At 39.5% G+C, this 19,690-nt stretch carries 27 protein-coding genes; 23 read left to right on the top strand and 4 right to left on the bottom strand.

Annotation, left to right across the window (positions count from 1 at the left end; translation table 11 throughout):
* Positions 1 to 43: 43 nt before the first annotated feature.
* The 4 genes from SB49_RS08845 to SB49_RS08830 all read right to left on the bottom strand — a co-directional run bounded on the left by SB49_RS08845 (position 44) and on the right by SB49_RS08830 (position 7,399).
* Positions 44 to 1,390 carry an aryl-sulfate sulfotransferase gene (locus tag SB49_RS08845; protein WP_082591100.1) on the bottom strand — a complete coding sequence of 449 codons (1,347 nt, stop codon included), beginning with the start codon at positions 1,388 to 1,390 and terminating at the stop codon, positions 44 to 46.
* A 99-nt stretch (positions 1,391 to 1,489) separates the two neighbouring features.
* Positions 1,490 to 2,461, bottom strand: coding sequence for a hypothetical protein (locus SB49_RS08840; RefSeq protein WP_062055779.1), 972 nt, complete (start codon positions 2,459 to 2,461; stop codon positions 1,490 to 1,492).
* 10 nt (positions 2,462 to 2,471) lie between these two features.
* Positions 2,472 to 4,118: a SusD/RagB family nutrient-binding outer membrane lipoprotein gene (locus tag SB49_RS08835; protein ID WP_082591099.1), complete on the bottom strand. Its 1,647-nt coding sequence runs from the start codon at positions 4,116 to 4,118 to the stop codon at positions 2,472 to 2,474.
* A gap of 26 nt (positions 4,119 to 4,144) precedes the next feature.
* Complete coding sequence (locus tag SB49_RS08830) at positions 4,145 to 7,399, bottom strand: SusC/RagA family TonB-linked outer membrane protein (protein ID WP_062055778.1); 3,255 nt, start codon at positions 7,397 to 7,399, stop codon at positions 4,145 to 4,147.
* Between the two features lie 412 nt (positions 7,400 to 7,811).
* On the opposite strand from SB49_RS08830, the gene rpsL reads away from it, so the two are divergent.
* The 23 genes from rpsL (at position 7,812) to rpmD (ending at position 19,683) form a co-directional block, all read left to right on the top strand.
* Positions 7,812 to 8,186: a 30S ribosomal protein S12 gene (rpsL, locus tag SB49_RS08825; RefSeq protein WP_013305196.1), complete on the top strand. Its 375-nt coding sequence runs from the start codon at positions 7,812 to 7,814 to the stop codon at positions 8,184 to 8,186.
* Between the two features lie 23 nt (positions 8,187 to 8,209).
* On the top strand, positions 8,210 to 8,686 hold the full coding sequence (gene rpsG / locus SB49_RS08820; RefSeq protein WP_062055776.1) for a 30S ribosomal protein S7: 477 nt from the start codon (positions 8,210 to 8,212) through the stop codon (positions 8,684 to 8,686).
* Between the two features lie 11 nt (positions 8,687 to 8,697).
* Positions 8,698 to 10,824 carry an elongation factor G gene (gene fusA, locus SB49_RS08815; protein ID WP_062055774.1) on the top strand — a complete coding sequence of 709 codons (2,127 nt, stop codon included), beginning with the start codon at positions 8,698 to 8,700 and terminating at the stop codon, positions 10,822 to 10,824.
* 11 nt (positions 10,825 to 10,835) lie between these two features.
* Positions 10,836 to 11,141 (top strand): 30S ribosomal protein S10, encoded by a 306-nt coding sequence (gene rpsJ / locus SB49_RS08810; RefSeq protein WP_062055772.1) that lies wholly within the window; start codon positions 10,836 to 10,838, stop codon positions 11,139 to 11,141.
* Positions 11,142 to 11,303: 162 nt separating this feature from the next.
* Positions 11,304 to 11,921, top strand: coding sequence for a 50S ribosomal protein L3 (gene rplC, locus SB49_RS08805; RefSeq protein WP_062055770.1), 618 nt, complete (start codon positions 11,304 to 11,306; stop codon positions 11,919 to 11,921).
* Complete coding sequence (rplD, locus tag SB49_RS08800; protein WP_062055768.1) at positions 11,921 to 12,550, top strand: 50S ribosomal protein L4; 630 nt, start codon at positions 11,921 to 11,923, stop codon at positions 12,548 to 12,550. Before rplC ends, rplD begins: the two co-directional genes overlap by 1 nt.
* Positions 12,551 to 12,557: 7 nt before the next feature.
* Complete coding sequence (rplW, locus tag SB49_RS08795) at positions 12,558 to 12,848, top strand: 50S ribosomal protein L23 (protein WP_062055766.1); 291 nt, start codon at positions 12,558 to 12,560, stop codon at positions 12,846 to 12,848.
* Between the two features lie 9 nt (positions 12,849 to 12,857).
* Positions 12,858 to 13,682, top strand: a complete 825-nt coding sequence (gene rplB / locus SB49_RS08790) for a 50S ribosomal protein L2 (protein ID WP_062055764.1) — start codon at positions 12,858 to 12,860, stop codon at positions 13,680 to 13,682.
* Positions 13,683 to 13,694: 12 nt separating this feature from the next.
* Positions 13,695 to 13,973 (top strand): 30S ribosomal protein S19, encoded by a 279-nt coding sequence (gene rpsS / locus SB49_RS08785; RefSeq protein ID WP_062055762.1) that lies wholly within the window; start codon positions 13,695 to 13,697, stop codon positions 13,971 to 13,973.
* Positions 13,974 to 13,976: 3 nt separating this feature from the next.
* Positions 13,977 to 14,384: a 50S ribosomal protein L22 gene (gene rplV, locus SB49_RS08780; RefSeq protein WP_062055760.1), complete on the top strand. Its 408-nt coding sequence runs from the start codon at positions 13,977 to 13,979 to the stop codon at positions 14,382 to 14,384.
* A gap of 10 nt (positions 14,385 to 14,394) precedes the next feature.
* Positions 14,395 to 15,117 (top strand): 30S ribosomal protein S3, encoded by a 723-nt coding sequence (gene rpsC / locus SB49_RS08775; RefSeq protein WP_062055758.1) that lies wholly within the window; start codon positions 14,395 to 14,397, stop codon positions 15,115 to 15,117.
* A 20-nt stretch (positions 15,118 to 15,137) separates the two neighbouring features.
* Entirely contained in the window at positions 15,138 to 15,557 is a 420-nt protein-coding gene (rplP, locus tag SB49_RS08770) for a 50S ribosomal protein L16 (protein WP_062055756.1), read from the top strand.
* Positions 15,558 to 15,575: 18 nt separating this feature from the next.
* Entirely contained in the window at positions 15,576 to 15,767 is a 192-nt protein-coding gene (rpmC, locus tag SB49_RS08765; protein ID WP_062055754.1) for a 50S ribosomal protein L29, read from the top strand.
* Between the two features lie 13 nt (positions 15,768 to 15,780).
* Positions 15,781 to 16,038, top strand: coding sequence for a 30S ribosomal protein S17 (gene rpsQ / locus SB49_RS08760; protein ID WP_062055752.1), 258 nt, complete (start codon positions 15,781 to 15,783; stop codon positions 16,036 to 16,038).
* A 2-nt stretch (positions 16,039 to 16,040) separates the two neighbouring features.
* A complete protein-coding gene (gene rplN, locus SB49_RS08755; RefSeq protein ID WP_062055750.1) occupies positions 16,041 to 16,409 on the top strand; it encodes a 50S ribosomal protein L14 in 369 nt (122 codons plus the stop codon).
* A 13-nt stretch (positions 16,410 to 16,422) separates the two neighbouring features.
* The gene (rplX, locus tag SB49_RS08750; protein ID WP_200960630.1) at positions 16,423 to 16,737 is read left to right on the top strand and encodes a 50S ribosomal protein L24; all 315 of its coding nucleotides are present in this window, start codon (positions 16,423 to 16,425) and stop codon (positions 16,735 to 16,737) included.
* Positions 16,738 to 16,739: 2 nt separating this feature from the next.
* A complete protein-coding gene (gene rplE / locus SB49_RS08745; RefSeq protein ID WP_062055748.1) occupies positions 16,740 to 17,291 on the top strand; it encodes a 50S ribosomal protein L5 in 552 nt (183 codons plus the stop codon).
* 1 nt (position 17,292) lies between these two features.
* A complete protein-coding gene (gene rpsN, locus SB49_RS08740; RefSeq protein ID WP_062055746.1) occupies positions 17,293 to 17,562 on the top strand; it encodes a 30S ribosomal protein S14 in 270 nt (89 codons plus the stop codon).
* Positions 17,563 to 17,630: 68 nt separating this feature from the next.
* On the top strand, positions 17,631 to 18,029 hold the full coding sequence (gene rpsH, locus SB49_RS08735; RefSeq protein WP_062055744.1) for a 30S ribosomal protein S8: 399 nt from the start codon (positions 17,631 to 17,633) through the stop codon (positions 18,027 to 18,029).
* 20 nt (positions 18,030 to 18,049) lie between these two features.
* A complete protein-coding gene (rplF, locus tag SB49_RS08730; protein ID WP_062055742.1) occupies positions 18,050 to 18,592 on the top strand; it encodes a 50S ribosomal protein L6 in 543 nt (180 codons plus the stop codon).
* 11 nt (positions 18,593 to 18,603) lie between these two features.
* A complete protein-coding gene (rplR, locus tag SB49_RS08725) occupies positions 18,604 to 18,960 on the top strand; it encodes a 50S ribosomal protein L18 (protein WP_062055740.1) in 357 nt (118 codons plus the stop codon).
* Positions 18,961 to 18,966: 6 nt separating this feature from the next.
* Complete coding sequence (rpsE, locus tag SB49_RS08720) at positions 18,967 to 19,491, top strand: 30S ribosomal protein S5 (protein ID WP_062055738.1); 525 nt, start codon at positions 18,967 to 18,969, stop codon at positions 19,489 to 19,491.
* A 12-nt stretch (positions 19,492 to 19,503) separates the two neighbouring features.
* On the top strand, positions 19,504 to 19,683 hold the full coding sequence (gene rpmD / locus SB49_RS08715; protein WP_062055736.1) for a 50S ribosomal protein L30: 180 nt from the start codon (positions 19,504 to 19,506) through the stop codon (positions 19,681 to 19,683).
* Positions 19,684 to 19,690 lie beyond the last annotated feature (7 nt).

The raw sequence follows: 19,690 nt of genomic DNA, 5'->3' as shown, positions 1-19,690 counted from the left end.
ATTGGAGAAAATAATCCTATTTTGACGCCAAAAATAGATTATTTTAATTTAAATTCAAAGATTGGATGGAAATCTCATCTTTAGAAAGGGGGTAGGACCTCCAGAATAAACCAGGGCCTTTGTATTCCCAGACTATTGTTCCATCAGGGTTTACTTCAAGTATTCCTGTATCACTATCAGTTATCAATGTGTTCCCATTTTTCTGCCTTATGGCACCAGAAACGATACGGCTGTATAGATCTGGGTTTGTGTAGCTCCATGTTATTATAGGTTCGTTATTGGTATTTAAATCTAAAATCAGGCTGTTCAGATCAAATTCGAATACCTCGGACTGTGAGATGTTATTTTGGTTGGCATATACCAACATGGTTTGATTTTGATTAATGAGGTTGGGATTGTGCATATTATGAAAAAGACGATTACCATTGGTGTTTTGATATGCAGAAGGATTGCCAAAACGATATAGTAGGTCTCCACCATATCCAAACTTACCCCCAGTGGATGACTTGGCCTCTTCAATGGTAGTGCTATGGTCTATTGCCCAGATTTCACTGAAATTGTTGACTGACATAAATATTACATCATTTTCCTTATCGTAGGTAATGCCGTTGGCATGCATGATATCCCCATCTATTTTATCTTCTTCCCGTTCCTCATAGTTGATATCAATTTTTCTGAAATTATCAGAAATGTTTCCGAAATTCAATTTGGTGTTGTCCACATCCTGAACAATATGGTCCATGGAATGCCAAGTCCAAACGATTTCATTAGTGTTAGGGTCTAACTCCATCAAAGCCTCCGGGAAAAGTTCCCTTTCTGTATTAAAGCCATTTTCCAAGGCTGTAGCTGCAGTAATTTTCTCCCACACCAAAAAAAGTAGATTGCCATTTGGCAGCATTTCAATATCATGGTGGACCACTTCGTTTTCCGAGGAATATTTAAATTCCTTGGCTATACTCGAATCTTTATTTAGAATTCTAATGATGCCTCCGTAACCGCCAAATTTTATCTGGGCATCTGGATCTTTTAATAGAGCCAATAACTGACCATTATCTAGAAGCGTACAATCGTTGCCTATGCCGTACTCCATTTCCCAATTTTGAACAATGGTACCCGTCTTATCCATTAAAAAGACCTTCCCGCCCATAATATTGTTTATTAGAATATAGGAGTCTTCCATGCTGTTTAGATCGTGTACAATTATTTCCCCTTCAACTTTAAGATCAGATGTTTCTTCTCCTCCTTCCTCAGGGATCGGATCTGGAGTTATTTCAACTGTTTCTTCTTCCACAGGTTCATTGGTGTTTTCTTCACATGAAAAGACTAAGATGCACGCCATCAAAAGAAGAAAGCCTGGTATTAGCTTAGGGTTAAAAAGCGTTGTTTTCATTAAAATAGATTTTTTAAAGCCTTTTGGGGCTGCATTATAAAAGAAAGGCCACTATCCATTTTCATGGGAGTGGCCTTTCTGAATTATGTTAAGCTAATTTTATAGTTTGGTTAGCCTTACAGTTATTTGGTTACTTCCTGTACCACATCCACCATCTCCATCAAAATCAGTAATGCTCAATATGATTTCAGCATCATCAACAAGATTTTGATCAAAGAATGTTGGTGTATCACCGGTTGTTTGACCTATACTGCCACCACAACCTAAACCTCCAGTACCAACCATGCTGATCCTGTCACAAACAAAGTTCATCGTAAAGGTGTAATTAGTATCAAAATTTCCAGGATAGTAAAGGAAATTGAATTGTCTTTGGGTTGCTCCTGTAGCAGTTAACGTTACTACTTGAGTACCGAAAGTCTCATCTCCGTAGAAAGGATCTGCACCGGTCAATTGCTCCATTTGGTAATCTCCAACAAAGAATTCAGGCGCATCAAACAAGCATACCATTGCAGCTCTTGACTGGTAAGGAGCTGAATAATAACCTCCAACGGCACTGATGTTACCACTAACATCTGAACTATTGATTGAACTACCATCTGTTAGGAACAATTCCCAATTCAATTGGAACTGGTCACCACCATTTACTTGGGCTGTTGTAAGTCCAAGTGCTGTTAAGGCTTCCCCGAAGGTATAGTCAAATGAACTGGTTGGCATTCCAAATGAACTTAGTGCAGAAAAATCACTTTTTGACAAGCTGCCTAAAGAAACAGCAGCTTTAGAGTTGTCAACTCCATCTTCAAAATTGTCAATGAAGTTAATAGTGAAGTCTACACGCTCAAATTGGTCCATGACAGCGGTATTCTCTACCTCTTGGTACTCAAAATTTACGGTATACGTAGATTCCGTGTCGAAAAGGTTTAAACTCCTTCCGGTTTGACTCGTAATCCTAAGAAACGGAAGCTCGGTGCTAAGATCCCTAGATACGATATCTATTACGTTATCTTCGCTGGAACAACCTAAGGTTATCAAAGCAAGGGCAACTATCGATATTTTTAATAATATTTTTTTCATTTTCTTTTATTTAGTTAGATAACGGAAATGCTGGTGAAGCAGGATTTGTATCCCAGAATACTTGTTGGGTTTGATCTGCTTTTTGTGTTACGTTAGAGTTGTTGTTCACAAAGTTAGAGGAATAAAACACGGATCTGATGAAAGCACCAGGTTGTGGCTCTAAACTTGGTTGTAGGGTGCTAGGAAATCCAGTTCTTCTGTAGAAGTTGTAACCGTCTATACCGTTTCCAAACAATGCAGTGAAAAACTCTTGTCCTAAAACATTCCATCCACCAGTGCTGTCAGCGTCAAAAGCTGCAGCAATTGCTGCGCTATGATCGGCAACATCCGCAGCGGTCGGAGCTGTTGAAAGGTCTGAAGATGAATCTAAAGAACCAAAAGACTGTACCTTGGCAACTGATTTAGCAAGACCTGCAAGTACAAATGTTCTTGCGCCCGCTGGATTGTTGTTCACCATGGCAGCTTCTGCTCTCCAAAAATCTACCCAAGAAGCCAATAATATAGGCGTGATACCGTTACCTCCGGCACCGTCACCTTGACCTTGTCCTTCAAAAGAACTGTCGTCAAATTTACCTCCTGCAGGATAAACTCCTATCAATGATCTCAAGAAACCATCTGGTGGTGTTCCTTCATCACTTCCATGATCTCTACCCCAATATCCGTTTGGTAAATAGCAAAATGGGAAACCTGTATAGTGGGAAGGTGGTGTTTGTAAAGAACACTGTAATACTTCCAAAGCCGGAGGGGCTTCTGCACCTGGAGTTTCTTCATTTTGTCTATAGTAGTAGTAACGAATCCTAGGATCATCGTTCTGAAGCATATAGTTCATCTGATGATTGGACATGTAATCTGTACCACCTTGAGCAGTGTAACTAGCACTGTATCTTGGATGTCTTGTATCTGGCTGTACTTCATTCACTCCCCATTGGAATTGAAAATCATCCGAAGTTGAAGAAATGTAATTGTTGGAAGCAATGATAGCATTAAAGCTCGCAAGCGCACCACTGTTTGCCAATCTACTGGTCATGTACAACTTCAATTTAAGTGTGTTACATGCCTTGATCCACTTACTGGCATCTCCATCATAGTAAAAGTCGTTCTGTGGGTCTGCAACACCTCCATCATTGAAATTGGCAATTGCATCGTCTATAAGACCAAGAGCCGCCTCATAAACAGTAGCTCCCGGATCTACGTTAGGATTAAAGTTAGCAGATCCCAAGTTAGCCTCAGAATAAGGTACATCTCCGAAGAAATCTACCAAGGATACTAAAGTATAGGCTTCCATGAATTGGGTCATTCCCAAATGATAGTTTAGCCCAGCTTCTTCAGCTAATGGCGTAAGTGCATTGATATCCGTTTTGATTTGTGTGTAGGCGGTAGTCCATTCTCCATCAAATGAAGCAGGAGAGTACACGTTTCTGTAGTCCCTACCGAACATATAATCAATACGGGTCATTTCTGCACCTGTTCTTCCTAAACTTTCTACTAAAGAGACAAAAGATAATTGAATGCCATTTAATAAAAAGTCAGGGTTCCCTTGGTCCGCTGACAGGGCATTAGGATTCTTCCTAAGGTCCAGTTCTGTTGTTTCGCAGGATTGAAGTAAAGATGCTCCAAGAACCGTTGCGATACAAAATATTTTAAATAATTGTTTCATAATTTCGATACTTTGTTTTGTTAAAATTAAAAGGTAGCCTTTACACTAAATCCATATCTCTTGGAACTAGGTCCGTTTAAGAAATCGAATCCAATTCCGTTACCTACACCAACACCCGCAACGTTAGGGTCAAAGTTAGTTCCATCTGGCACGTTAAAGGCCTTGAACCACATGTTGAATCCTGTTAATGTAAAGCTTACCGATCCAAATGGAGTATTGTCCAAATGTTTCTTAGGCACAGAATATCCAAGAGAAATTTCCTGTAGTCTCAAAGTAGTGGCATCATATACCTGTAGTTCAGCTGGCCCGAACAATACATTACTAAAGTAGTAATCCGAGTTGTTGATCTGAACAGTGTTAGGATTGCCATCAGGTGCAATACCAGGTAAAACATATACATTTTCCCTATCAGAGGTGTCAGTAGTTAAACCTCTACCTAATAAGGTAGCCACTGTACTTGTGTAGATATCACCACCTTGTACGTGGTTGAACAAGAAGCTCATGTTGAAGTTCTTAAAAGAAAAGTTATTGGTTACGTTCAAAGTCCAATCTGGATTAGGGTTACCAATTACAGGCAACAACCCGTTTTCGTCAACTTCTTCCTCTATGTAGTTACCTGAACCACTAACCAAGAACTCACCATTCTCGTTTCTTGCAATTCTACTACCTGCAATTACACCTAGTTGCTCACCTACGATGGCAGCGTTACCCAAGTTAGAGAAACCAGCATATACAATCAAATCTGTATCTGCTCCCAAATCTGTTACAACCGCGTTGTTGGTGTTGAAGTTAGAGTTAACACTCCAGTTGAAACCGTCTTTAGCGCTTCTGAAGATGTCTAAACCTAAGTCTATTTCTAAACCTTCACCTTCTATCTCCCCTACGTTAGTCTGGGTGGAAGTACCTCCTGTACTAGGATCCAAAGGTCTGTTAACGATCAAATCTTTTGTGATACGCTTGTAAGCGGATACGTCTAGGCTCAATCTGCTATCGAACAATCTTGATTCAATACCTACTTCATATTCTGTGTAACGCTCAGGTAAGATGTCTGGGTTGGCCACAGTGTTTGAAACCGAGTTGGTTACTACTGTTTGTCCATCACCATTTAAAAAGGCCTGAGTGTCTATATTTAAATCTACAGAAGTTGGGAACCCTTGTGCGAATCCTGCTGATTCACCGTAACCACCTCTAATCTTCAAGTAATTTAAACCTCCTTGGCTAGTAAGTCCTTCGATTGCCTGTGTTGGAATGAAAGAGAAACTTCCTCCTTTGTAAAGTAAAGATCTGTTTTCTTTTGATTGATTTGAAACCCAGTCATTTCTAGCATTGAAAGTAGCATAGAACATTCTGTCATATCCAAAATCAGCCTGTGCATAAAGACCTGCAATGTTTTGGTAGGTTGTGAATTGAATCTCATCCTGTAAGTCAAAGTTGAAATGTCTCAACACTCCAAATACATTCTGTCCACTACTTGCAACACCTTGTCTGTCATAGTTTGTGCTTCTGGTGGTTCCACCAGCGGTTATGTTAACATCCAATTTTTCAGTAAGGTCATAGTTACCACTTAAAATGATACTGTGATCCCAGATGGTATTGTTGTTGTCCCAAGTTTGGTAAATACCGCTCAAAGTAGCCGCACTACCATCAACTCCACCTTTGTTCTGGTAGTTGATGTTACGCTCGTTGTAAACATCATAACCAAATCTGTAGGTTAAATTTAAGTTGTCAGTAAGGTTGTAAACTGTTGTAAGGTTACCAAATGCTCTGTTGGTAACTTGCTCGTTACGCGCATTTTTTACCGTCCAAAGTGGATGCTGGATACTGTTGTTCTGACGATAGTATGTACTTGCTCCTGTAATTGGGTTTTCGAAAGGAAGACCTATTAAATCCACAGAACGTGGTGTAAAGAACAAGTTTCCAAATACAGATGATCCACTACCAAAAGAACCATTTCCTGTACTCGCCGCTACCGGTGGGCTCTTGAAATCTGTTCTGGAGTAGTTCATAGTACCTGTTATGGTGAACTTGTTGCTCAACTGAGCTTTACCACCAATACCGATGTTGTTTCTTGTAAGGTTGTTCCCTGGGGTAAACCCTTCATCATCCAAATGACCAAAACTGGCATTATAGGATACTTTTCCGTCATCAGATCCACCTGTTGCGTTAACAGATACATTGGAAACACCACCTACTCTAAAGAAATCCTGTACACTGTTGTAAGGTTGCCATTTGTATCTAGCATTGGCCAATTCTGGAAATGCCTGTGGAATTCCAGTAGCACTACTTGCTGTGGCGTAAGGGTGTCTTATTGTTGCGTCAGTAGTATTTAAATCATAAATACCAGGAAAGTTAGATGGATTTCCCCAACCAGTTACTCCATCTTTTCTAAAACTAGGTCCCCAGTTACTGAAGAACCATCCAAATCTTTGGTCGAAACCGTTTCCATAATCGTCCTGATATTCAGGCATGGATGCAATTTCGTTAAAGAAATAAGACGTTGTTACAGAAATCTCTGACTTGGATTTTTTAGCTCCTGTAGAGCCGTTCTTAGTGGTAATCAAGATTACCCCGTTCTTACCTTGCTCACCATATAGTGTAGCTGCTGATAAACCTTTCAAGACACTTACGCTGGCAATACTGTTTGGATCCAAATCCAAGAAACGGCTAGAACCGTTGTTACCATCTACGAAAGAGCCCCCTGCGTTTGTATCACTACTGAAAGGAACACCATCTACGATAAATAGTGGTTGGTTGTTTTGAGAAAACGACTGAAAACCTCTAATAACGATGCTAGTTCCAGATCCTGAAATACCACTCTGGGCCGTAATGTTCACCCCAGAAGCTTTACCTCTTAGGACACGACCTACATCACCTTCAGTCTTTTGCTCTAAATCTTCTGAGCCAACTGTGGCTACAGAATAACCTAAGGCTTGCTTTTCCCTTTTAATACCTTGGGCGGTAACAACTACCTCTTCCAAAGCTTGGGCGTCCTCTGTCATTTGAACATTAATTGTGTTGCTTGCTCCAATTGGCATTCTCACTTCCTTTTGACCTATATAGGTAAACAAAAGGGTTTGGCCCGAAGTTCCTTGGATGGAATAGTTACCATCAAAATCTGTTTGGGTTCCGTTAGTGGTTCCTACTACAACAATGTTGACTCCAGGCAGCGGAAGACCGTCTTGATCGGTCACCGTACCCGAAATCGTTTTTTCTTGTGCAAAAGTCAAATGCACAACAAACGCTAATAATAGCGTTAAGATTCCATTTAGTTTTGTTCTCATTTTTAAATTATTTGAATTAGCTGACCGCTAAAATCATAATTTCATGTTAATAATCCAAACTAATTTTAATAAATATTTAAGATGTTGCCAATATATGGAGGGGTACTAATAGAAGCCGTTGTTAATTACGAAATGGATAATGAAAGACTAATTTTGGTTACAAAAGTTATGATGTTCATATTTCATTAAGCTTCCAAGATTAAAGCTAAATTTTGCCGATAGGCCGCATAACAGACATTGGAGATTATAAACTACTCATTTGGAGCTCATTATTTGGGCCTTAAAAAGCGCTGTTTAAATCTTTTTTCAAAAAACATTGGAAATTAATGCATTAGAATTTGAATTATTAGTAATAATTGCTACATTTGCCAGCCCTTAAAAGAGGGTAAGTTTTATACATATAATATATAGTATGCCAACAATTTCACAATTAGTACGAAAAGGAAGGGCCACAATTACTAAGAAGAGTAAATCGGCTGCTTTGGATTCGTGTCCACAGAGAAGAGGGGTTTGTACTCGTGTTTACACTACAACACCAAAGAAACCAAACTCTGCAATGCGTAAAGTTGCAAGGGTTAGGTTGACCAATGGTAAAGAGGTGAACGCTTACATCCCTGGAGAAGGACACAATCTTCAAGAGCACTCGATAGTATTAGTAAGAGGCGGAAGAGTAAAGGATTTGCCAGGTGTTAGATACCACATCGTTAGAGGTGCATTGGATACAGCAGGTGTTGCTGGAAGAACCCAACGTAGATCTAAGTACGGAGCTAAACGACCTAAGAAGTAATTAAATCTTTTTAAAGAGAAGACATGAGAAAAAAACAGGCCAAAAAGAGACCGTTATTGCCGGATCCAAGGTTTAACGACCAGTTAGTAACTAGGTTCGTAAACATGATGATGTGGGATGGTAAAAAGTCTATCGCCTTCAAAGTATTTTATGATGCTATTGACATCGTAGAGGAAAAGAAGACCGATGAAGAAAAGACCGGATTAGAATTGTGGAAAGATGCATTGTCCAATGTAATGCCGCACGTAGAGGTTAGAAGTAGAAGGGTAGGAGGGGCAACTTTCCAGATTCCGATGCAAATTAGACCGGACCGTAAAATTTCCACTGCAATGAAATGGTTGATCAGTTATGCTCGTAAGCGTAACGAAAAAGCAATGTCCCAAAAATTAGCCGGCGAGATTTTAGCTGCTGCTAAGGAAGAGGGCGCTGCAGTTAAGAAAAGAACAGATACCCATAAAATGGCAGAGGCAAACAAAGCATTCTCCCACTTTAGATTTTAATTAATAGAGAAATGGCTAGAGATTTAAAATTAACAAGAAATATAGGTATTGCTGCTCATATTGATGCGGGTAAGACAACTACGACAGAACGTATTTTGTTTTATACTGGTGTGAGTCATAAAATAGGTGAGGTTCATGATGGTGCTGCCACTATGGACTGGATGGAGCAAGAGCAGGAGCGTGGTATTACAATTACCTCTGCTGCAACTACATGTGAGTGGGTATTCCCAATGGAGAATGCACAGCCAACTGAAGATGCTCAGTCTTATCACTTTAATATTATTGATACTCCTGGTCACGTTGATTTTACGGTTGAAGTAAACCGTTCTTTACGTGTCTTGGATGGCTTGGTTTTCTTGTTCAGTGCAGTTGATGGTGTTGAGCCACAGTCTGAAACGAACTGGAGATTAGCGGATAACTATAAAGTGCCACGTATCGGTTTCGTTAACAAAATGGACCGTCAGGGAGCTAACTTCTTAAATGTTAATAAGCAGGTTAAGGAGATGTTGGGATCCAATGCGGTACCTATTGTTTTGCCAATCGGAGACGAGGCAGACTTTAAGGGTATCGTGGATTTGGTGAAAAACAGAGCTATTGTATGGCATGATGAGAATTTCGGAGCAACTTTTGATGTGGTTGCCATTCCGGAAGAGATGAAAGAAGAGGTTAGGGAATTCAGGGCGGCTTTGATTGAAGCTGTAGCTGAATATGACGAAACCTTGATGGAAAAGTTCTTTGAAGATGAGGATTCCATTACAGAAGACGAAGTTCACGCTGCTTTAAGGGCTGCGGTTATGGACATGAGTATCATTCCAATGATCTGTGGTTCTTCCTTTAAGAATAAAGGTGTTCAGTTTTTATTGGATGCTGTATGTAGATATTTGCCTTCCCCAATGGATAAGGATGATGTCGTAGGTATGAATCCAGATACGGAGAAAGAGGTTTCCCGTAAGCCATCTGTAAAGGAGCCTTTTGCTGCTTTGGCCTTTAAAATTGCTACCGATCCTTTTGTAGGTCGTTTGGCTTTCTTTAGAGTGTATTCAGGTCGTTTGGATGCTGGTTCTTATATCTTAAACAATAGATCAGGTAAGAAAGAGCGTATTTCCCGTATCTATCAAATGCACTCCAACAAGCAAAATGCCATCGATTTTATCGAAGCAGGAGATATTGGAGCAGCAGTAGGATTTAAAGATATTAAGACTGGTGATACCATGTCTGATGAGAAACATCCTATAGTATTGGAGAGTATGGACTTTCCTGATCCGGTTATTGGTATTGCGGTTGAACCGAAAACCAAGGCGGATGTTGATAAATTGGGTATGGCTTTGGCTAAATTGGCTGAAGAAGATCCAACATTCCAAGTGAAAACTGATGAGGCATCAGGTCAGACCATTATTTCTGGGATGGGTGAGCTTCACTTAGATATTATTGTAGACCGTTTAAGACGTGAATTCAAAGTAGAGGTAGATCAAGGTCAGCCTCAGGTTGAGTACAAAGAAGCTATAACTGCAAGTGCAGATCATAGAGAGGTGTACAAGAAGCAATCTGGTGGTCGTGGTAAATTTGCGGATATCGTATTTACTATGGAGCCTGCCGAAGAAGGTAAAACAGGTCTTGAATTCATCAACGCAATTAAAGGTGGTAACGTTCCTAGAGAATATGTACCAGCTGTTGAAAAAGGGTTCAAGGATGCTATGAGAAATGGGCCTTTGGCTGGTTTTGAAATGGATGCCATGAAAGTTACATTGAAAGATGGATCTTTCCACCCTGTGGATTCGGATTCACTATCTTTTGAATTGGCTGCAAAATTAGGTTACAAGGCTGCTGCGAAAGCTGCACGTGCTGTACTTATGGAGCCAATCATGAAATTGGAAGTATTGACCCCAGAAGAAAACATGGGTGATATTGTAGGTGACCTTAACCGAAGAAGAGGAACTATTACCAATATGGATGATAGGGCTGGAGCAAAGGTTGTTAAAGGTACGGTTCCACTTTCGGAAATGTTCGGTTATGTAACTTCACTTAGGACATTGTCCTCAGGTAGGGCTACATCAACAATGGAATTCTCGCATTACGCAGAAACACCATCGAATATTGCAGAAGAGGTAATTAAAAAAGCTAAAGGGGTAACCGCTTAAATAATAGTAAAATGAGTCAGAAAATCAGGATAAAATTGAAATCTTACGACTACAACTTGGTAGACAAGTCTGCTGAGAAAATCGTTAAGACGGTAAAGACCACAGGAGCTGTTATTACAGGGCCAATTCCTTTGCCAACACATAAAAAGATATTTACAGTATTGCGTTCTCCGCACGTAAATAAGAAGTCTAGAGAGCAGTTCCAATTAAGTTCTTACAAAAGACTTTTGGACATCTATAGTTCTTCTTCTAAAACTATCGACGCCTTAATGAAGCTAGAGCTTCCCAGTGGTGTTGAAGTGGAGATAAAAGTATAGTTTATCTAAGTCCTCTCCTGGTTGGAGCGGGTTACATGTCCGGCGCGTTGTGCAAAGGAAAAATGGAAAAAAATAAATTCAGGGTTGAATTATTTTTGACCCTGTTTTTTTGCTACATAGTTGGCAAAACACAAATAAGTTAATAATTAATAATTAGTAAATATGTCTGGGTTAATAGGTAGAAAAATCGGCATGACCAGCATTTTCGATGAAAATGGAAAGAACATTCCATGTACAGTAATCGAAGCTGGACCATGCGTAGTTACCCAAGTCAGAACCTTAGAGGTTGACGGGTACAGTTCCCTTCAGCTTGGTTTCGATGACAAGGCGGAAAAACGTGCGAATAAGGCCGAAATGGGTCATTTCAAAAAAGCAGGTTCTACTCCTAAGAAGAAAGTCGTTGAGTTCCGAGATTTTGAAGGAGATTACAAATTAGGTGACACTTTAGGTGTGGATCTATTTGTAGAAGGAGAATTTGTAGATGTAATTGGTACATCTAAAGGAAAAGGATTTCAGGGTGTTGTTAAAAGACACGGCTTTGCAGGTGTCGGTCAGGCAACTCACGGTCAGCACAACAGACTTAGAGCTCCAGGTTCTATTGGTGCCGCTTCATATCCAGCGAGAGTATTCAAAGGAATGAAAATGGCAGGTAGAATGGGGAATGATAGGGTGACAGTTGAAAACCTTAGAGTTGTTAAAATAGTTCCAGAGAAAAACCTTATTGTAATTAAAGGTGCAGTTCCTGGTCATAAGAACGCTTACGTAACTATTCAGAAGTAATGAAAGTAGCAGTTTTAGATATCAAAGGAAAAGAAACAGGTAGGAAAGTAGAACTTTCCGACGATGTTTTCGGAATAGAGCCTAATAACCATGCTGTATACTTAGATGTAAAGCAGTATTTAGCGCATCAGAGACAAGGTACCCACAAATCAAAGGAAAGAGCTGAGATAGCTGGTAGTACTAGAAAAATAAAGAAACAAAAAGGTACAGGTACCGCTCGTGCGGGAAGTATTAAGTCTCCTATTTTTAAGGGAGGTGGACGTATTTTTGGACCTAGACCTAAAGATTACACCCAGAAATTAAACAAAAACCTAAAGCGTCTTGCACGTAAATCGGCTTTGAGCATCAAGTCAAAAGAGCAGGCAATTTTTGTGGTTGAAGATTTTAATTTTGAGGCTCCAAAAACTAAAGAATTCAAGGAAGTCTTGAAGTCATTGGGATTGGAAAATAAAAAATCTTTATTTGTGTTGGGCGATTCAAATAATAACGTATATTTGTCGTCACGCAATTTAAAGCGTTCCGAGGTCGTAATCAACTCAGAATTAAGCACTTACAAAATTTTAAATGCTGGTAGCATTGTCTTGATGGAAGGTGCTTTGGAAGGAATTGAATCGAACTTAACTAAATAAGAGAGCCATGAGTGTGTTGATAAAGCCAATAATTACGGAAAAAATGACCGCAGACAGCGAGTTATACAATCGTTATGGTTTCATTGTTGACCCTAGTGCCAATAAGCTTCAGATCAAAGAAGCTGTTGAAACTACTTATGGGGTTTCTGTGGAAAAAGTTCGTACAATGAACTACGGTCCAAAACGTAAATCACGTTACACTAAAACCGGCGTACAGCACGGTAAGACAAATGCTTATAAAAAAGCAATTGTTGATGTAGCGGATGGAGAGGCAATTGATTTTTACAATAATCTATAAAGACAAAAAATGTCAGTTAGAAAATTAAAACCAATCACTCCAGGACAGCGATTTAGAGTAGTAAATGGGTTTGACGCCATTACTACTGATAAGCCGGAGAAGAGCTTGCTCGCTCCGTTAAAAAAGTCCGGAGGTAGAAACAGTCAAGGAAAAATGACCATACGCCAGAAAGGTGGAGGTCATAAGAGAAGGTATCGTGTTATTGATTTCAAAAGAGAGAAACAAGGAGTTGTTGCTACTGTTGATTCAATACAATACGATCCTAACAGAACAGCCTTTATCGCTTTGTTGAATTATGCAGACGGTGAAAAAAGGTATGTTGTTGCCCAGAATGGGTTGCAAGTAGGTCAAGAAGTTGCCACAGGTAGCGAAGTAGCTCCAGAAATTGGAAACACGCTTCCTTTGAAAGCTATTCCTTTAGGTACTATTATTTCTTGTATAGAGTTACGTCCAGGTCAAGGAGCTGTTATGGCTAGAAGTGCTGGTACGTTCGCCCAATTGATGGCAAAAGACGGTAAGTTTGTTACTGTTAAGTTACCATCAGGGGAATCAAGATTGGTTCTTGCGGATTGTTTGGCTACTGTAGGTGCCGTGTCTAACTCTGATCACCAATTGTTGGTGTCAGGTAAGGCAGGTAGAAGCAGATGGTTGGGTAGAAGACCAAGAACTAGACCGGTAGCGATGAACCCAGTCGATCACCCAATGGGTGGTGGTGAAGGTAGAGCTTCGGGTGGTCATCCAAGATCTAGAAATGGTATTCCTGCAAAAGGATTTAGAACTCGTTCTAAAACCAAGAGTACCAACAAGTATATAATAGAACGTAGAAAGAAATAAAAAGAGAAAGAAATGGCACGTTCACTAAAGAAAGGACCTTACGTTCACTATAGTCTAGACAAGAAGATCCAAGATAATGTGGTATCTGGAAAGAAATCAGTTATTAAGACTTGGTCTAGGGCTTCAATGATAACACCAGATTTCGTTGGTCAAACAGTAGCAGTACACAATGGGAAACAATTTGTTCCTGTATTTGTAACTGAAAACATGGTTGGTCACAAATTGGGAGAATTTTCACCTACAAGATCTTTTAGAGGTCATGGTGGTACTAAGAATAAAGGTAAAAAGTAAGCTATGGGAGTTCGAAAAAGACAAATGGCCGAAAGAATAAAGGCAGAGAAAAAGCAAGTTGCATTTGCGAAACTGAACAATTGCCCTACATCACCAAGAAAGATGCGTTTAGTAGCTGATTTGGTAAGGGGAGTTCAAGTTGAAAAGGCTCTAGCTATATTAAAGTTCAACCAGAAGGAAGCTTCTAAGAGATTGGAGACATTATTGCTGTCTGCTATTGCAAACTGGCAAGCCAAAAACGAAGAAGCGAGTATAGAAGATGCTGACCTTATTGTAAAAGAGGTACGAGTTGATGGTGGAAGTATGTTGAAAAGACTTAGACCTGCACCACAAGGAAGAGCGCATCGAATTAGAAAACGTTCCAACCACGTAACAATGGTATTGGAGTCTAACAATAACACACAAAGCTAGAGCATTTAGTATGGGACAGAAAACAAATCCAATCGGGAATCGTCTAGGTATTATCAGAGGATGGGAATCTAACTGGTACGGTGGAAACGACTACGGAGATAAGTTGGCCGAAGACGATAAGATAAGAAAATATGTTCATGCACGTTTGGCGAAAGCTAGTGTTTCTAGAGTTATTATTGAGCGTACTCTTAAGCTTGTAACTATAACCATTACAACTGCAAGACCAGGTATCATTATCGGGAAAGGTGGTCAGGAAGTAGATAAGTTGAAAGAAGAGCTTAAGAAAATTACGGACAAAGAGGTTCAGATTAACATCTTTGAGATCAAGAGACCAGAATTGGATGCCAATTTGGTTGCTGCAAGTGTTGCACGTCAGATCGAGAGTAGAATTTCTTTTAGAAGAGCAATAAAAATGGCTATCGCAGCTGCAATGAGGATGAACGCCGAGGGTATCAAAATACAGATATCAGGTCGTTTGAACGGAGCTGAAATGGCGCGTTCGGAATCATACAAAGACGGTAGAATTCCATTGTCTACTTTTAGAGCTGATATAGACTATGCATTACATGAAGCACATACTACCTACGGAAGATTGGGTATTAAAGTGTGGATCATGAAGGGTGAGGTTTATGGTAAGAGAGAGCTTTCTCCTTTGGTAGGAATGTCTAAAGGACAGACCTCGGGCAAAGGTGGAAAACCAGAAGGAGGAAAGAAACCACGTCGTAGAAAGTAATTTTTTAAAGAAAGAAAGAAATGTTACAGCCAAAAAGAACCAAATATCGTAAAGCGCAGAAGGGTCGCATGAAAGGGAACTCGGGAAGAGGTCACCAACTTTCTAACGGTATGTTTGGTATAAAATCCTTGGATTCTGATTTTGTTACTTCACGTCAAATTGAAGCAGCGCGTATCGCGGCTACAAGGTACATGAAAAGAGAAGGTCAATTATGGATTAAAATATTCCCGGACAAGCCTATCACGAAGAAGCCTTTAGAGGTACGTATGGGTAAAGGTAAAGGTGCCGTTGAGTACTGGGTTGCCGTTGTGAAACCAGGAAGAATTATGTTTGAGGTAGGTGGAGTGACTATGGACATTGCTAAAGAGGCAATGCGATTGGCGGCTCAAAAGTTACCTGTTAAGACTAAGTTTGTTGTTGCTAGAGATTATTCAGCTTAATTTTAATTTCAAGAAATTATGAAACAATCGGAAATAAAGGAATTATCAGTAGAAGGGTTGAAAGAAAAACTAGCTGAGTACAAAAAACAACATGCGGATTTAAAAATGGCCCATTTTGTTACTCCATTGGAGAATCCTCTTCAGATAAGAAAAGTGAGAAGAACAGTGGCAAGAATTGCGACAGAATTAACAAAAAGGGAATTACAATAATTGGTTCTGCTTTATGGAAAATAGAAATTTAAGAAAAGAAAGAATAGGCGTTGTAACAAGCGATAAAATGGAGAAATCAATTGTGGTTTCAGAAGTTAAACGTGTAAAGCACCCTATGTACGGAAAGTACGTGTTGAAAACTAAGAAATATGTTGCGCACGACGAGACGAACGACTGCAATGTTGGAGATACTGTGAAGATCATGGAAACTCGCCCATTGAGTAAGAACAAGTGTTGGAGATTAGTTGAAATCATTGAAAGAGCTAAATAATTATGTTACAGCAAGAATCTAGACTAAAGGTAGCCGATAATACAGGAGCAAAAGAAGTATTGACCATACGTGTTTTGGGAGGTACTAAAAGAAGATATGCTTCAGTAGGTGATAAAATAGTGGTTACGGTTAAGGAAGCCGCACCAAATGGTACTATCAAGAAAGGTGCAGTTTCTACTGCTGTTGTTGTAAGGACTACAAAAGAAGTTAGAAGACAGGATGGTTCATACATTCGTTTTGATGACAATGCCTGTGTTTTATTGAATCCTACGGGAGAAATGAGAGGTACACGTGTATTTGGTCCTGTGGCAAGAGAACTTCGTGACAAACAATTCATGAAGATTGTATCATTAGCTCCAGAGGTGCTTTAATATATTCAGTAAGATGATGAAACTTAAAATAAAAGCAGGAGACACTGTAAGAATCATTGCCGGGGACCATAAAGGTACCGAGGGTAAGGTTGTTAGTGTTGACCGTGAAAAAAACAAAGCGATTGTAGAAGGTGCCAATATGGTATCTAAACATGAGAAACCGAGCGCTAAGAATCCTCAGGGAGGAATAGTAAAGAAAGAGGCTCCCGTTCATATTTCTAACCTATCTTTGATCGATCCTAAATCAGGCGATGCAACAAGAATAGGTTTTGAAGAAAGGGATGGCAAGAAAGTAAGGTTTTCCAAGAAATCTAATGAAGTAATTTAGTTATGGCTTACATTCCAAGATTAAAACAAGAGTATAAAGAGCGCGTTATAAAAGCGCTTCAGGAAGAATTTGGTTACAAAAATGTAATGCAAGTTCCCAAGCTGGAAAAGATAGTTCTTAGCAGGGGTGTTGGAGCAGCTGTGGCAGATAAAAAATTAATTGATCATGCTGTAGATGAACTTACGGCAATCACTGGTCAAAGAGCAATTTCAACGATCTCTAAGAAGGATGTCGCAGCTTTTAAATTGCGTAAAGGGATGCCAATTGGCGCCAAAGTAACTTTGCGTGGTGAAAGAATGTACGAATTTTTGGACAGGTTGATCACAAGTGCTTTGCCTCGTGAAAGAGATTTCCAGGGAATTAAAGCTACTGGTTTTGACGGTAGAGGTAATTACAACTTGGGAATCACTGAGCAAATTATCTTCCCAGAGATGAATATTGACAAGATCAATAGAATCAATGGTATGGATATTACTTTTGTGACCACGGCTGATACCGATAAGGAAGCAAAATCATTATTAACTGAATTAGGACTACCTTTTAAAAAGAATTAGTATGGCTAAAGAATCAATGAAGGCCCGCGAAGTCAAGAGAGCAAAAACTGTAGTAAAATATGCGGAAAAGAGAAAAGCTTTGAAAGAGGCTGGAGACTATGAGGCATTACAGAAATTACCAAGAAACGCTTCTCCTGTTCGTATGCATAACAGATGTAAGTTAACTGGTAGACCAAGAGGTTACATGAGAACTTTTGGTGTATCTAGGGTATTGTTCAGGGAAATGGCAAACAACGGTTTGATTCCTGGAGTTAAAAAGGCTAGTTGGTAAAAAATTGAGTATAAACTGGTTTCAGGTTTAACAATAGTGTTAAAAACCGTTACCGCAAATATATAATTATGTTTACAGATCCAATTTCGGATTACTTGACAAGAATTAGAAATGCCAATATGGCGGGTCACAGGGTGGTTGAAATCCCTGCTTCTAATTTGAAAAAAGAAATGACCAAAATCTTGTTTGATCAAGGTTACATCTTAAGCTATAAATTTGAAGATAACGCCGTACAAGGTAATATCAAGATAGCTTTAAAATATGACAAGGTTACAAAAGAGCCTGTTATTAAAAAATTACAACGTGTCAGTAAGCCAGGTTTGCGTAAGTACGCCAATGCTTTAGAACTTCCTAGGGTCTTGAATGGTCTTGGAATTGCGATTGTATCTACTTCCCACGGAGTAATGACCAGTAAGCAAGCCAAGTTGGAGAAAGTTGGTGGAGAGGTTTTGTGTTACGTTTATTAATACTATAAAGAGTTAGAATAATGTCTAGAATAGGTAATAATCCAATAGCGATCCCGGAGGGAGTTTCCATAGAGGTAAACGAGAACACCATTACCGTAAAAGGTAAATTAGGTGAGCTTACCCAGGAATTCTCAGCGGTAGCAATAAAAATAGAAGACGGACAGGTATGGGTAACCAGACCTTCTGATTCAAAGGAGCACAAAGCTAAACATGGTCTTTATAGAGCCCTTGTTTTGAATATGGTTAAAGGTGTATCCGTAGGATGGACCAAGGAATTGGAACTGGTAGGAGTAGGATACCGTGCAAGTAATCAAGGTCAAAAGTTAGATTTGGCATTGGGCTTTTCCCACAACATAGTTATGGATTTGGCCGAAGAGGTGAAATTGGAAACTATTTCTGAGAAAGGAAAGAACCCGATCATAAAATTAACATCTTTTGATAAACAATTGGTAGGACAGATTGCTGCCAAGATCAGAGGTTTCCGTAAGCCAGAACCTTACAAAGGAAAAGGAATCAAGTTTGTTGGTGAACAATTAAGAAGAAAAGCTGGTAAGTCAGCTTAATAATTAGCATTATGGGATTATCGAAAACTGAGAGAAGACAACGGATTAGGAGAAGAATTAGAAAGGTTTCCTTTGGAACGTCCACAAGGCCTAGATTGTCTGTTTTTAGGAGCAATAAGGAAATTTACGTTCAATTAATAGATGATACAAAAGGAGTTAGTTTAGCTGCTGCATCATCTAGGGACAAAGATCTTAGCTCTTTAAAAGGAACAAAATCGGAAATAGCTACCCAAGTGGGGAAGGCTATAGCAGAAAAAGCACAGAAGATAGGAATTGAAACTGTTGCTTTTGATAGGGGTGGTAATTTATACCACGGTAGAGTAAAATCATTGGCTGAAGGAGCTAGGGAAGCCGGACTAAAATTCTAATATATTATGTTTCAAAAATATAAAAACGCAGAAACCGTTAAGCCAGGAGGTCTAGAATTAAAAGATCGTTTGGTAGGTGTTCAAAGGGTAACTAAAGTTACTAAAGGTGGTAGAGCATTTGGTTTCTCTGCAATAGTTGTAGTTGGAGATGAAAATGGCGTTGTTGGTCACGGTTTGGGTAAATCCAAAGAAGTTGCTACAGCAATCGCAAAAGCAATCGAAGATGCAAAGAAAAATTTAATAAGGATTCCTTTAAACAAGGGAACACTTCCTCATGAGCAAAAAGGTAAATTTGGTGGAGCACGTGTATACATACAGCCAGCTTCCCATGGTACCGGTGTTATTGCTGGTGGAGCTGTAAGAGCCGTATTGGAGGCAGTAGGGGTACAAGATGTACTTTCTAAGTCACAAGGTTCTTCCAACCCGCACAATGTTGTGAAGGCTACTTTTGATGCCTTGTTACAACTTAGGGATGCAAAAACTGTTGCAACACAAAGAGGGGTTTCTTTGGAAAAAGTTTTTAAAGGATAAATCAGGGATATTATGGCAAAGATTAAAGTTAAGCAAGTAAAGAGTAGTATCAAAAAGCCACAAAACCAAAAAAGGACTTTGGAGGCACTTGGATTACGAAAATTAGGCCAGGTAGTAGAGCATGAAGCAACGCCTAATATTCTTGGTATGATAAATAAAGTTGAACACTTAGTTTCTACAGAAGAAGCTTAATAACGAT

The organism is Sediminicola sp. YIK13, assembly GCF_001430825.1.
In the GTDB taxonomy this organism is placed as follows: Bacteria; Bacteroidota; Bacteroidia; order Flavobacteriales; family Flavobacteriaceae; genus Sediminicola.
Note: the sequence above shows the minus strand (reverse complement) of the source record. Positions and strands in the feature narration are given on the sequence as shown.

Coding starts and splice junctions, on each gene's coding strand:
- SB49_RS08845 (WP_082591100.1), bottom strand. CDS start 1,390: ATGAAAACAACGCTTTTTAACCCTAAGCTAATACCAGGCTTTCTTCTT.
- SB49_RS08840 (WP_062055779.1), bottom strand. CDS start 2,461: ATGAAAAAAATATTATTAAAAATATCGATAGTTGCCCTTGCTTTGATA.
- SB49_RS08835 (WP_082591099.1), bottom strand. CDS start 4,118: ATGAAACAATTATTTAAAATATTTTGTATCGCAACGGTTCTTGGAGCA.
- SB49_RS08830 (WP_062055778.1), bottom strand. CDS start 7,399: ATGAGAACAAAACTAAATGGAATCTTAACGCTATTATTAGCGTTTGTT.
- rpsL (WP_013305196.1), top strand. CDS start 7,812: ATGCCAACAATTTCACAATTAGTACGAAAAGGAAGGGCCACAATTACT.
- rpsG (WP_062055776.1), top strand. CDS start 8,210: ATGAGAAAAAAACAGGCCAAAAAGAGACCGTTATTGCCGGATCCAAGG.
- fusA (WP_062055774.1), top strand. CDS start 8,698: ATGGCTAGAGATTTAAAATTAACAAGAAATATAGGTATTGCTGCTCAT.
- rpsJ (WP_062055772.1), top strand. CDS start 10,836: ATGAGTCAGAAAATCAGGATAAAATTGAAATCTTACGACTACAACTTG.
- rplC (WP_062055770.1), top strand. CDS start 11,304: ATGTCTGGGTTAATAGGTAGAAAAATCGGCATGACCAGCATTTTCGAT.
- rplD (WP_062055768.1), top strand. CDS start 11,921: ATGAAAGTAGCAGTTTTAGATATCAAAGGAAAAGAAACAGGTAGGAAA.
- rplW (WP_062055766.1), top strand. CDS start 12,558: ATGAGTGTGTTGATAAAGCCAATAATTACGGAAAAAATGACCGCAGAC.
- rplB (WP_062055764.1), top strand. CDS start 12,858: ATGTCAGTTAGAAAATTAAAACCAATCACTCCAGGACAGCGATTTAGA.
- rpsS (WP_062055762.1), top strand. CDS start 13,695: ATGGCACGTTCACTAAAGAAAGGACCTTACGTTCACTATAGTCTAGAC.
- rplV (WP_062055760.1), top strand. CDS start 13,977: ATGGGAGTTCGAAAAAGACAAATGGCCGAAAGAATAAAGGCAGAGAAA.
- rpsC (WP_062055758.1), top strand. CDS start 14,395: ATGGGACAGAAAACAAATCCAATCGGGAATCGTCTAGGTATTATCAGA.
- rplP (WP_062055756.1), top strand. CDS start 15,138: ATGTTACAGCCAAAAAGAACCAAATATCGTAAAGCGCAGAAGGGTCGC.
- rpmC (WP_062055754.1), top strand. CDS start 15,576: ATGAAACAATCGGAAATAAAGGAATTATCAGTAGAAGGGTTGAAAGAA.
- rpsQ (WP_062055752.1), top strand. CDS start 15,781: ATGGAAAATAGAAATTTAAGAAAAGAAAGAATAGGCGTTGTAACAAGC.
- rplN (WP_062055750.1), top strand. CDS start 16,041: ATGTTACAGCAAGAATCTAGACTAAAGGTAGCCGATAATACAGGAGCA.
- rplX (WP_200960630.1), top strand. CDS start 16,423: ATGATGAAACTTAAAATAAAAGCAGGAGACACTGTAAGAATCATTGCC.
- rplE (WP_062055748.1), top strand. CDS start 16,740: ATGGCTTACATTCCAAGATTAAAACAAGAGTATAAAGAGCGCGTTATA.
- rpsN (WP_062055746.1), top strand. CDS start 17,293: ATGGCTAAAGAATCAATGAAGGCCCGCGAAGTCAAGAGAGCAAAAACT.
- rpsH (WP_062055744.1), top strand. CDS start 17,631: ATGTTTACAGATCCAATTTCGGATTACTTGACAAGAATTAGAAATGCC.
- rplF (WP_062055742.1), top strand. CDS start 18,050: ATGTCTAGAATAGGTAATAATCCAATAGCGATCCCGGAGGGAGTTTCC.
- rplR (WP_062055740.1), top strand. CDS start 18,604: ATGGGATTATCGAAAACTGAGAGAAGACAACGGATTAGGAGAAGAATT.
- rpsE (WP_062055738.1), top strand. CDS start 18,967: ATGTTTCAAAAATATAAAAACGCAGAAACCGTTAAGCCAGGAGGTCTA.
- rpmD (WP_062055736.1), top strand. CDS start 19,504: ATGGCAAAGATTAAAGTTAAGCAAGTAAAGAGTAGTATCAAAAAGCCA.